At 47.1% G+C, this 12,840-nt stretch carries 9 protein-coding genes; 6 read left to right on the top strand and 3 right to left on the bottom strand.

Translation table 11 applies throughout. The features are described 5' to 3' along the window. Positions 1–194: 194 nt before the first annotated feature. The 6 genes from ACNKW2_RS03655 to yegD all read left to right on the top strand — a co-directional run bounded on the left by ACNKW2_RS03655 (position 195) and on the right by yegD (position 7,511). Positions 195–920, top strand: coding sequence for a substrate-binding periplasmic protein (locus ACNKW2_RS03655; RefSeq protein ID WP_419147333.1), 726 nt, complete (start codon positions 195–197; stop codon positions 918–920). Between the two features lie 12 nt (positions 921–932). Next, complete coding sequence (locus ACNKW2_RS03650) at positions 933–2,420, top strand: methyl-accepting chemotaxis protein (RefSeq protein WP_419147332.1); 1,488 nt, start codon at positions 933–935, stop codon at positions 2,418–2,420. A 147-nt stretch (positions 2,421–2,567) separates the two neighbouring features. Next, positions 2,568–3,026: a zinc ribbon-containing protein gene (locus ACNKW2_RS03645; protein WP_419147331.1), complete on the top strand. Its 459-nt coding sequence runs from the start codon at positions 2,568–2,570 to the stop codon at positions 3,024–3,026. Between the two features lie 67 nt (positions 3,027–3,093). Continuing rightward, the gene (locus ACNKW2_RS03640) at positions 3,094–5,505 is read left to right on the top strand and encodes a Lon protease family protein (protein WP_419147330.1); all 2,412 of its coding nucleotides are present in this window, start codon (positions 3,094–3,096) and stop codon (positions 5,503–5,505) included. Position 5,506: 1 nt separating this feature from the next. Beyond that, entirely contained in the window at positions 5,507–5,986 is a 480-nt protein-coding gene (locus ACNKW2_RS03635; protein WP_419147329.1) for an FKBP-type peptidyl-prolyl cis-trans isomerase, read from the top strand. 157 nt (positions 5,987–6,143) lie between these two features. Further along, on the top strand, positions 6,144–7,511 hold the full coding sequence (gene yegD / locus ACNKW2_RS03630; protein WP_419147328.1) for a molecular chaperone: 1,368 nt from the start codon (positions 6,144–6,146) through the stop codon (positions 7,509–7,511). Here yegD and ACNKW2_RS03625 read toward each other — a convergent pair. From ACNKW2_RS03625 to putA, 3 genes are all read right to left on the bottom strand, one after another. Next, positions 7,508–7,966, bottom strand: a complete 459-nt coding sequence (locus ACNKW2_RS03625) for a methylglyoxal synthase (protein ID WP_419147327.1) — start codon at positions 7,964–7,966, stop codon at positions 7,508–7,510. The genes yegD and ACNKW2_RS03625 overlap by 4 nt on opposite strands. A gap of 93 nt (positions 7,967–8,059) precedes the next feature. After that, entirely contained in the window at positions 8,060–8,704 is a 645-nt protein-coding gene (locus ACNKW2_RS03620) for a LysE family translocator (protein ID WP_419147326.1), read from the bottom strand. A 185-nt stretch (positions 8,705–8,889) separates the two neighbouring features. Then, the gene (putA, locus tag ACNKW2_RS03615) at positions 8,890–12,693 is read right to left on the bottom strand and encodes a bifunctional proline dehydrogenase/L-glutamate gamma-semialdehyde dehydrogenase PutA (protein WP_419147325.1); all 3,804 of its coding nucleotides are present in this window, start codon (positions 12,691–12,693) and stop codon (positions 8,890–8,892) included. Positions 12,694–12,840: the final 147 nt, after the last annotated feature.

Genomic DNA, 12,840 nt, shown 5'->3' with positions numbered 1-12,840 from the left:
AACTAGACTAGCATTTAATTAGGAACGCTTTTTATGGTTATGTTGGTAGTACGCAGGGTACACCGCGACGGTCCATGCTGACATTGGTTTTGCTCAACTCAAAATCATGGCGTTGAAATGAGCAACGTTGATTGTTTATAGCATGTAGCCTGACTAAACCTGTTTCACACCCCTTATTTTTGAGGAAAGGCTTTATGAAGACACTATTTGCATTGCTGGCAATCACCTTATCTTGGATAGCAAGTGCTGACACCGTTCATCTAACCTCGTTATCTTGGCCACCGTATTCTGACAAAACCCTGAATGAACAAGGTGCGTCAGTGGCCGTTGCTAAAGCGGCATTTGCTGCTGAAGGTCACACCTTAGAAGTTGATTTTTTTCCTTGGTCAAGGGCGGTAAAATCCGCTTCTTCAGCAGGGTCTAAATACGTTGGTTATTTCCCCGAATACTTTTATGACACTCAAGAATTCATCTTCTCAGATCCGATGGGCTCTGGTCCTTTGGGTTTAGTGCAAAACAAGGCTGCTCCAGTGAGCTTTAATTCGGTAAGTGATTTGCAAGGGATGAAAATTGGGGTGGTGCAAGATTACGTCAACACCGAGGAGCTAGATGCCATGATAGCCAGTGGTGCAATTAAAGGCGAGGCGGTGCCTTCGGATGTACTTAATGTCAAAAAAGTAGGGGCTAAGCGGATCCCAGCTGCGGTTATCGATGCCAATGTGTTGAATTACTTATTGCAAACCGATGCTTCTTTAGGGCGCTTTAAAGATCAAGTTGAGATGAATGCGAAGTTGTTACAAGAAAAAAAGTTATACATTGCTTTTCGTAACGATGCAGAAGGCAAAAAATGGCAGCAAATTTACAACTCAGGGCTGAAGAAAATCGATGTTCAGAGCATTATGAACCAATATTTAAATTAAGGAGTATTCGCCTTGACCCAATCGATACTTTTTCGGCTTGTATTGATGACCCTGATTGCCATGGGGTCTGTGTTGTTGATGTTTGGTGCGTATGATTACGTTACGCAAAGTTCGGTACTCAAACAAAAGCTTGATACAGAGGTGCGGTTAGCGCAGGAGCGAATGTCTCTTGCATTACCTACGGCAGTTTGGAATTTTCAGGAGCAGCAAGCTAAAAAATTCATCGAAGCGGAGGCCAAGTCTGAAAACATTGCCAAAATTATGGTAACGGATTTAGAAGGTGGCACTTTTGCTCAGACCAAAGGTGAAGAAACGCAAAGCGTTTTCAAAAGTAAGTTGGTGTTTGACGATGGTAGCAGTCAAAGCGAGGTCGGTTGGCTGGTCATTCACGTTGACGCCAATCCTATAGACAGTGCGTTACTCGAACTTGCCTTTGGTTCGATAATAAAAGTGGTGTTGCTAGGTGGGATCCTCGTGGCGGTTTTATCATTTATTTTCCAGCGTTTAGTGGCATCGCCACTGAACGAAGTGGCAGATAAGATGGCTACTATTGCTGGTGGTGAGGGAGATCTCACGCAAAAAATAACAGTAAAAAGAGACGACGAAATTGGCCGGCTTGCTTCTTCATTTAATGAGTTTGAGAATAAAATTGCCGAGTTAATAAACCACGTCAAAAAGTCGGTTGATGACTCGTTTGTGGTGTCGGAAAACATTAATCATGTTAGCTCTGAAGGGGTTGTGTTTTTGACCTCGCAGCAGACGGAGACAGATCAAATTGCTACCGCGATCACCGAAATGGCCTCTTCCGCGGTTGAAATAGAAAACAACTCTAAACACACCTTAGAGTCTGCCGAAACCGCTAACACAGAAGCTGACAAAGTGAGTCAGGCATTTCAGCAATCTATACATGCGATTGAAGAATTAGTTGAACAACTCGATGACGCGGCAACAGTGATAAGTTCGCTGGAAACCAGTGTGCAGGGGATTGTATCGGTGCTCGATGTGATCCAATCGATTGCAGAGCAAACCAACTTACTTGCGCTTAATGCTGCAATTGAGGCGGCCAGAGCAGGTGAGCAAGGGCGAGGTTTTGCTGTGGTAGCAGACGAAGTGCGTTCTCTTGCCAGTAGGACTCAAGCCAGCACCGCGGAGATCCATGACACCATTAATCAGCTGCAACAAGGTTCAGAATCAGCGGTTGCGGTGATGGAAAAAAGTAAAGATAAAGGAGCGGAAAGCATGTCTGCTGCTAATCTTGCCAGTGAATCTTTGGCAAGCATTACCGGCTCAATTGAATCTATTACTCATATGTCTAGCCATATTTCTTCAGCCGTTTCGGAGCAGAGCACCGTAGCAGAAGCGCTGAGTAAAAACATTAATGAAGCTGTCACCGCTGGGCAGGGTGGTATGGCGAAAATTCAGCAAGTACAAACTCACTCTGATGAAATGAAAGCCTTGGCTTCAAAGTTGCAGGCGTTAGTGAAAGTCTTTAAAACCTAATGGCTTTTGCACCAAGTCAGTGAGGGGGAAACTCGTTTTATTATCTGCTGTGGTACTTTTTAACCACGTTCAGCTTCACCTGTAATGATGAAAAATAACTGATTTGTTCTACACTTACAGAGTGTGCCAAGTGTTAGGAGTGGCAAGATGTCAAGTTATCAAAAGTGGTTAAATCAATTTAGTGACTGGCTAAAAGATGTCAAAGAACATGAGCTCGATGAGCTGTCGAAGCGACTTTGGCAGGCGCAAAGTGAGTTTAAGGAGTACACCAAGCAAACCTATGAAGACTACAGTTACTACTTAAAACGCGATCTTGAACACCTATTGGAAAATAAAAGCTTTTACGATGAGGTGGCATGGGCTGAGTTAAAGGCCAACATTTTATTCGAAATTTCGCAGTTGGAAGACCGCACTCAGCTGGAATGGTCAGCCTTATTAAAAGACTTTGAGCATCAGGGCATATACAAACAAGGGGAATGGATAGCCTTAGGGCAATTAGTGTGTAAGAATTGTGGCCATAAAGTAGATGTTTATTACGCCATTGAGATCCCTGCTTGCGCTGAATGCGGGCATGGGGAGTACACCAGAAAAGCGCTGGCGCCTTAATTATTGTTAGCTGCCTAAGGGGCAGCTAAGCACTGGGCTGGCGTTCGTCACATTACAAGAAGTTAGAATGACCAAATCCAAACTGTTGTCTGAAAAATCATTAGCAGCTGAGCAACTTGCGCCATCTGTTTCTTTGAGTCATATTGAAACCTGTATTAAAAACCCCTATCCAGAGCCGTTACCTTTTATTGGTCAGCAACGCGCTCAAACCGCATTAGACTTTGCTTTGGGAATGGACTTACCGGGTTACAACGTCTACGTCATGGGTGAGGCGGCGTTAGGCCGTTTTACCATGGTAAAAGATAAGCTAGAGGCACACAGCAAAACCAAGCCAACACCGCGAGAGTGGCTTTACGTTAACAATTATGATGACCACCGCGAGCCCATTGCTCTGTTTATGCAAGCCGGTGAGAGCAAACAGCTGGAAGAAGATATTGACGCTTTTATCGATGAAATCATCGATACTTTTCCGGCGGCGTTTGACAACCCAGGTTACCAACGCAAGAAGAAGTCGTTAGACAAAGAGTTTGAGCAAAAATACGATGCCGCCATCACCGCCGTTGAGCAACAAGCCAATAATTTAAGTGTGGCTTTAATTGAAGATACTGGAACGGTGGGCTTTGCGCCTGTGGTGGATGGTAACCAGCTAAGCGATGCCGAGTTTTCGGCATTGGATGAGCATGTGCAAGCGCACTTTCTCAGTGCTATAGACTCTTTAGAAGATGCCTTGATTGAATCGCTAATTGAGCTGCCACGATGGAAACGAGAATCCTCAGAAAAACTGAGAAACCTGAAAAAAACCACCATTGAAATGGCCACGAAACCGCTGCTGAAGGCTTTAGAGCATAAGTATGCCGCGCACATTGGGGTGTTGCGTTACTTAAAAGATCTGAAAGTAGAGATTGTTGATGCGGTGTTAGACTGGCTAGACGATGACAGCAATAGCGAAGATGGCAAAGACGATTTTGATGCCAAAGCCATGCTGACTGATTTCTTTGCACCCAACATACTGGTTGAGTTTAAAGAAGACGATCCTGCTCCTGTGGTGTATGAGCCCAACCCCACCTTTGGAAATATTTTTGGCACCGTTGAGTACGCTACTTCCCAAGGTAACCTAATCACCAGTTACCGTTCCATTCAGGCCGGGGCACTACATCGTGCCAATGGCGGATACCTGATCATGGATGCAGAAAAAATGATGGCAAGCCCACAGGTTTGGGATGGCTTAAAACTGTCACTGAAGACCCATCAAATCAAAAACGACTTGCCTTATCAAGACAGCTCGGTGGGCAGCAGCTTCACGTTAAAGCCGCAATTGATCCCGCTGGATGTTAAAATCATTTTGCTCGGCTCACGGGACTTGTATTACACCATCGGTGAATACGATGAAGAGTTTGCGGAGTTATTCCGAGTGCTGGCTGACTTCGATTACTTCTTACCCAGCTCCGACAAAATGCAGTACCAGTTTATTACTAAGGTGATGGAGTACTGTCAGCAGACCCTCAAAATTGAGCTGTCGGCACAAGCCTTAGCGCGACTGTTGAAGTTTAGCTATCGCCAAGCGGAGCATCATAGCAAGCTATCGGCTCGTTTTGCCGACGCCTTAGAGCTGGTGGCCGAAGCCAGTTTTTATGCCAAACAAGACAATGAAAGTAAAATTACCGACAGTCATATTGATGAGGCCATTGCCGGTAAAGAGTATCGTACCGGGCAGCTCAGTGAAAACATGCTCAGTGACATTAAAGAAGGTCACACACTGATTGCAACGTCTGGCACCGCCATTGGTAAGGTGAATGGCCTAACCGTGCTGCATATTGGCGACACAGCGTTTGGTACCCCTGCACGGATCACCTCCACAGTTTACGCTGGTGCCGATGGGGTCATTGATGTCGAGCGGGAAGTCGAGCTGGGTAAGTCGATCCACTCTAAAGGCGTGATGTTGTTAACCGGCTACTTAGGCAATAAGTATGCGCAACACTTTAGCCTAACCTTAAGCGCCAATATTGCCATTGAACAAAACTATGGCTTTATTGATGGTGACAGTGCGTCTTTGGCGGAGTTGTGTGCTTTGCTGTCTGCGGTGACTCAGTTACCGGTGGATCAGTCCATTGCCTTGACCGGTTCGATAAACCAGCATGGTGAAGTACAAGCCATTGGTGGGGTAAACGAAAAAATAGAAGGCTTTTTCAAGCTATGTAAAATGCGCGGCTTAACCGGCTCGCAAGGGGTGATCATTCCCGAATCCAACCGGGTTAATCTAGTCTTGGCTGATGAAGTCATTGCCGCGGTGGAAAAAGGCATGTTCCATGTGTATGCCGTCGCCAGTGTTGATGAAGCGCTGAGTATTTTAATGCAAAAACCCGCCGGTGAACTCAGTGATGACGGCTACCCAGAGGGCAGTATTAATGCCGTGGCCATGGCCAAATTAGAACGTATCGCTAAGGTGGTGAATGGCGATGACGAAAAAGGAGAAGAATAACATGACCACAACCAATATTATTTTAATCGTGGTGGCATTAGTGCTTGCGCTGGTGTTTTTCCGCGGTGGCCAAAAACAAAAGCAAGTGGCGCAATACAATCGTGTGCAAGCGGCCGACTTCTTAAAAGAAAACGAAAAGCGCGAAGAAGTACATAAAACCGACTCGGGCTTACAATATGAAGTGATCACTGAAACCGAGGAGGGCGCCTCGCCAAAGCCCAACAGTCGAGTCAAAGTACATTATCATGGCACCTTATTAGACGGTACCGTATTCGACAGCTCGGTAAACCGCGGTGAACCCATCAGCTTTGGTCTAAATCAAGTTATTCCGGGATGGACCGAAGGGCTACAACTGATGACAGAAGGCGATAAATATCGTTTTTGGATCGGCCCAGATTTGGGCTATGGCGACCGTGGCGCAGGGCAAATTGAGCCCGGTTCGTTGTTAGTTTTCGAGGTTGAGCTGCTCAATGTAGAGTAGCGCTGCTGCTCTTGGTTATATCTGCGGCTCATACTCGGTGAGCCGCTAGCTTCCCCTTTTAATCCTATGATGTTTTTCTCTTAAAGCGCTAAGTAACCGCTGACATTGCCATCAGGCGTGATAAAATGATCGACTTTTTACTGGTTTAGGGTGATCCATGAAAGTAGGTTTTGATTACGGCAGCTCGAATTGTGCGGTGGGTGTCATCGATAATATCATCGATAATAACACCACGACCATGCTGGAGTTGGAGCAAGGCAAACCCTATCTGCCTTCAACCATGTATGCCATGCATAATAGTCTGATCCCCGCGTTTGTTAGTCAATCGGGCGCAGCAGACGCTGATTATAAGCAATCTCGCCATGGCTTACTTAATGTGGCACAACAAGCCAAGCGTGACTTAGACCTTGAGGCAGATGAAACGGGATTGTTTTTTGGCCAAGCGGCCATTGCAGAATACATTGAGTTTCCCGAGGAAGGTTTTTACGTAAAGTCGCCTAAGTCTTTTTTTGGTGCGGTAGGGTTAAAGCCGCAGCAAATCGCCTTTTTTGAAGACATTGCCGCGGCGATGATGATTGAGATTAAGCGCCGAGCCGAAGCACAATTACAGCACACCATCACCGATACGGTGATTGGCCGTCCAGTGAACTTTCAAGCCATCGGCGGCGAAGAGAGCAACCGTCAAGCGCTGGCTATTTTAACCAATGCAGCAAAACGCGCCGGGTTTAACGGTGTGGAGTTTTTATACGAGCCACTGGCGGCAGGCATCGAGTATGAAAGTCACTTACAGCAAGACAAATTGGTGTTGGTGGTGGACATTGGCGGCGGTACCAGTGATTGCTCAATGGTTAGAATGGGCCCCAGCTATCGCACTAAGGTTGACCGTGGCGCAGACTTTCTTGCCCACACCGGAAAGCGTGTGGGTGGTAATGATTTGGATATTGCCTTGGCATATCAGCAGCTGATGCCATTGTGCGGCCGCGGTAGCCTAATGAGCTCAGGCCTGCCTATGCCGGATCAACTGTATTGGCAGGCATGTCGTATCAATGATATCCAATCGCAAACGGACTTTTACAACTTTAAAGTTGAGCGTGAATTACACAGCCTGCTGCGCGATGTGGCAGAGCCGGATAAGTTGCGGCGATTACTCACCATCCAACAACACAGACTGACCCATCAAGTGGTACGTCAAGGTGAGCAGGCCAAAATAGCGTTATCGGAGCAAGAAGACTTTACCGCAAAGCTAGACTTTATTGAGTCACAGCTAGCGCAACCTATTAATCAGCGCGACCTGAGCGAGGCCGTTATGGCAAATTTAACGCAAATGAGTGAGTTGGCCCAGCAAGCCATCAAGGACGCCGGCTGCAAACCAGATGTGATTTACCTCACCGGTGGCAGTGCTCAGTCACCGCTATTAAAAGCGACGCTGGCAAGTCAAATAGGTGACATAGCCATGGTCAATGGCGATAACTTTGGCAGTGTTACCGCTGGGCTGACAAAGTGGGCTGAGAAAATCTTCGCCTAGTCGAGGCGGTCTGCTAAATAGCCTTCATAATCCGGCAAATGGCGTTCAATAGGCTGGTGTATTTTGTCACATGCCATTAGTAGATCGGCGGTTGCTTCGTTACAGGCTACGGGGATATTCCACACTGCGGCCAAGCGCAGTAACGCTTTTACATCGGGGTCGTGAGGCTGAGAAGCCAAAGGGTCCCAAAAGAAGATCAACACATGGATATCTTGCTCTGCTATCTTGGCACCAATTTGTTGATCTCCTCCCATCGGGCCACTGTAAAGCTTAGTGACCTCAAGACCGCTGTGTTTTTCGATTAAACTGCCAGTGGTGCCTGTGGCATAGAGAGTATGTTGCTTGAGGCTCGCCAAATGCGTTTGGCACCACTCCAGTAGTGCAGGTTTCATGCCGTCATGGGCAACCAGAGCGATGTGCTTTTTAGCCGGCAAAGGCTGGGAACGTTTTTTCATATTGATTCCTCAGAGAATGAGTGGGTGTCTAATAAACGCTAAACCCAACAGTAAATAGGTGGGTGTCTGGTAAGTTCAACACCACGGCAATAATTAAAAAAAGCCCAGCAGCAAATTCACCGCCAAGGCAATAAAAATGACACCCGAAAACCTATCCATCCACACTGGCGCGGCGGGGTGAGTGCGAAAGTAGCTGGCAATTTTATCACCGCCATAGATGTACATGCAGTCAATGGGAAAAGCCAAAATGGGATACAGTAAACCAAACAAAGCCAGTTGCACCGTGGTTGAAGTACTGAGGCTGCTGTCAACGAACTGTGGAATAAAGGCAATAAAAAACAGCGCCACCTTGGGGTTCAGCACTTCCGTCATCATGCCCTGTAGCAAAACACTTTTGGGCTTTTTAGTACTGAGGTGGGGTTTTTCTTCTGAACTAAGTTGGCTGCGGTGTAAAGTTTCCTTAATGGTACTGACACCCAAATAAGCAAGGTAGGCTGCGCCTAAATACTGCACTGTGGTGTAAGCCGTTTCCGATGCCTTTAATAACGCCGACAACCCCACCACAGCAAAAATGGTGTGGATCACGCCTCCTAAGGCGAACCCTAGAGCACTTTGCATGCCTGCAGCGCGGCCGTTAGCAAAGGTTTGTGCCATTAAAAACGCATTGGAAGGTCCCGGTGCAACGGCAATGACGGCGCTGGCAATGAGAAAGGAGATTAGGTACTCGGGGTTAAGCATACTCAATTAGGCTGTGATTATTATATTTTATACCAGCCTACCGAAAAGCACTGAGCTTGGAAACCAGTTATATCAACTTGTGTTGGTGTGATGGTATCTGCGAATATCACTTCGCTGACATTGAAGCAACAAAAGCCAGCATTTGAGCTGGCTTTTGTTGCTTTTGCTTTAGTATCACAAGGGGGTTATTCGTCGTCTTCCACTAGGGTCATCAACGAGGTATTACCACCCGATGCTGTGGTGTCGATACTGATGGTTTTTTCCGTAATTAAACGGTTGATCAAGGTATCGTAGTACTCAGCACTGATCACCGGCAGAATAGCGCCTTTGCGTTCAGCCAACTGCTGTGAGAAGTAGCCAAGACGTGAAGAGCGCGCCGCGACCACAGCACCTGCTAGGTGAGGGTGTGCCAAAATAGCTTGCAGCTGGTTTTGCTTAGCAACTTGGAATACCCCTTCGGCAACGCCAGTTGAGATAAATTTATCTCTAAACGCCAACGCTTCTTCGTAGAACAAGTCCGACGCTACGGTGATAACCGTATTACCAGCCGCCAGAGCGGTGATGATTGAAATCGCCCAGAAATTGAATGATGTACTCTTATCGGCATACACCACCACACAACCACGTGGCTCAATGTGCAAGGTGTTAGACTCGCCCGTAGGACCCGGCAGGGTAGTGTAGGTGCGCATGCGCTTTTCGAGACGGTTCAGCTGAGCACGGGCATCGGACAAGGTTAAGGCCAAGTCATCTGCCAGCTCATCGATAATATCTACGGTTGCCACTTTAGCCAGTAGCTGACGCACTGCAGACACTCTGTCGTTCAGTGCGGTGCGACGCCAAATTTTCTCATCGCGCATGGAGTTTTGCATCAATTGCTCAACCTGCTCAACAGCGCCTGGGAAATGGTGTATTTGCAGCTCATCAGGCGTTAGGTCGGTCATTTGCACGTTATCTGGCGACGCCTTTTCTTTCACTAAGCGTACCAGGTAGTTCGGGCCACCGGCTTTTGGACCAGTACCAGATAGACCACGGCCACCAAAAGGTTGCACGCCCACAATCGCGCCAATCATATTGCGGTTAACGTAGACGTTACCAGCACGAGACATTTGCGCGACATACTCACAGCGCTCTTCAATACGTGAGTGGATCCCCATGGTGAGGCCGTAGCCAGTGCCATTAATTTGGTCAATCACGTTGTCGAGGTCTTCAGCTTTATAGCGCACGATGTGAACGATTGGGCCGAATACTTCGCGCTTAAGTACCGATAAATCTGCAATCTCATACAAGCGCGGGGCAAAGAAATAGGCGCCGTTTTCGTTGTTATCTGGGATCTTAGATTCAAATAACAATTTACCGTTACTCTTCATGTAATCAACGTGCTTGGTCAAGGTATTTAATGCTTTTTCATCAATAACAGGGCCAATATCTGTTGACAGTAATGCCGGATCGCCAACATGCAGCTCTTTTAATGCGCCTTGTAGCATCTCAATAATGCCATCGGCGACATCATCTTGAATGAACAACACGCGCAAAGCAGAGCAGCGCTGACCAGCACTTTGGAAACCAGATGAAATGACGTCGTCTACCACTTGCTCTGGCAATGCCGTAGAGTCGACAATCATACAGTTTTGACCACCGGTTTCGGCAATCAATGGTACTTGGATATCATTACGCTGAGCCAGAATTTGCGAAATCAGTGTGCCGGTTTCGGTCGAGCCGGTGAACATAACGGCTTGAATACGTTCATCAGGTACTACGTGCTTACCAACGTCGCTGCCGCGGGCAATAATCGGCTGTACTACGTCTTCTGGTAGTCCTACCGTACGCATTAACTCGATGCAACGCAGCGCAATCATGCTGGTTTGTTCAGCGGGTTTGGCAACTACAGTGTTACCGGTAACAATGGCCGCAGCCACCTGACCTAAGAATATCGCCAGTGGGAAGTTCCAAGGGCTAATACATAGGACAACACCGCGTGGTTCAAAGCGCTCATCTTTGGAAAGCTCTTCGGCGCGGGCAGCATAGTAACGACAAAAATCAACTGCTTCACGTACTTCATCAATACTGTCTTGCGTGACTTTACCGGCTTCTTTAATACAGATAGCCACCAGTTCGTCGTGATGACGCTCTAAGATATCGGCAATACGACGCAGTAAGTGCGCGCGTTCTTCAACCGGCGTTTGTGACCATTCAGTGAAGGCTTCATCGGCTTTGGTTAAGGCGCTTTTCATGTAGTCTTCGCCATGCAAAGGAACGGCACCGACAATTTCTTTATGATTGGCTGGGTTACGCACTGCAAGGTGACCGTCTGGTACTTTTGACTCATCAATTAAATGGTCGTTGAACCAGTTATCGAGGTTTTCTTTAAACGGCGTTAGTTCATTGATGTCGGTGAGGTCTTTACCTTTGGAGTTGGGACGCTCATCGCCATAAAGCTCGATAGGCAGCTTAATTTGCGTGTTATAACGATTGCGCAGCCCTTGCAAAGTCTCTACCGGATCCGGTAAGAGTGCTTCAACTGGCTTGCTGGTATCGACAATGGCGTTAACAAAAGAAGAGTTGGCGCCGTTTTCCAGTAGACGTCGTACTAAGTAGGCCAGTAAGTCTTCGTGCTCACCCACAGGGGCATACACGCGGCACTGGATCCCTTCTTTTTCAACGATCTGGTCGAAGAGGGACTCACCCATACCGTGTAAGCGTTGGAATTCAAAGCCTTTGTTGTCGCCTTTAGCGACTTCTAAAATGGTTGCGGCGGTGTAAGCGTTGTGCGTTGCAAATTGCGGGAAAAGCACATCGCGCGCTTCTAATAATTTGATGGCACAGGCTTTGTAAGAAACGTCAGTGGTTGCTTTACGGGTAAATACTGGGAAGTGATCTAAACCGCCTTGTTGCGTGGTTTTGATCTCGGTGTCCCAATAAGCGCCTTTTACTAAGCGCACCATTAGCTTACGGCCAACGCGACGGGCCAATTCAGCAACCCACTCAACAACAAAGATAGCGCGTTTTTGGTAGGCTTGAACTGCCAGACCAAAACCATTCCAGCCATCAAGCTCTGGGTCTGAGAACACTTGTTCTATTACGTCTAAAGAAATGTCTAGACGGTCTGCCTCTTCGGCATCAACGGTAAAACCGATATCGTACTCTTTTGCCACTAAGGCCAGTGATTTTAGCTTAGGTGCCAGCTCATTGAGTACGCGATCGCGATGAGTGAATTCAAAGCGTGGGTGGATAGCAGAAAGCTTTACTGAGATCCCTGGGCTTTTCAGTGGACCGCGACCATTAGCGGCTTTACCGATGGCGTGGATGGCTTCAAGGTAACTGTCGTAATAGCCTTCGGCATCACGCATGGTGCGAGCGGCTTCGCCTAGCATATCGTAAGAATAGACATAGCCTTTTTGTTCTTTCTCGGCAGCACGCTCGATGGCTTCTTGAATGGTTTCACCCATTACAAACTGCTTACCCATGATTTTCATCGCGTAGTTCACCGACTTACGGATCACAGGTTCACCTAAGCGTCCGATGGTGCGTTTTAGCACACCGAACTGTTGTTCTTTATTTCTATCAGAATAGTTGACCATTTTACCGGTAACTAGCAGGCCCCAACTAGACGCGTTTACGAACAATGAGTCGCTACTTCCTAAGTGCGAACTCCAGTCGCCGTTGGCTAGTTTGTCTCTGATAAGACTTTCTTGCGTTTTTTTGTCTGGCACGCGCAGTAGCGCTTCGGCCAAACACATAAGCACAACACCTTCTTCAGTCGAAAGTGAAAATTCATTTAATAACGCGTCAACTCCGTTTTGACCATCTTGGTCTTTACGGATATTCAACACCATTTGACGTGCACGTTCCCATGCTCGGCTTCGAGCTGTAACGCCTACCTCAGCCAAAGGTAAAATATGATCAATTACTGCATTCTCATCAATACGGTAAAAATCACGGATCTTTTGTCGGATAGGACAGTCAGTTGTCAAATCGCCGTTATAAAGCATAAGCAACCCTCAAAAAATTAGAGTCAAAAATACATGTAATTCGCGCCTGTTTGTAACGCCATCAACATCAATTTGGCTGTATAACCACATCTAAACTGATGCAAAATCAAGTGATTCCATAACCACCACAAACAGGGAGCCTCAATT

The sequence above is a fragment of the Pseudoalteromonas 'SMAR' genome (genome assembly GCF_048515945.1).
Taxonomy (GTDB): domain Bacteria; phylum Pseudomonadota; class Gammaproteobacteria; order Enterobacterales; family Alteromonadaceae; genus Pseudoalteromonas.
The sequence above is the reverse complement of the archived record's forward strand: the minus strand, read 5'-3'. Positions and strand labels throughout refer to the sequence as shown.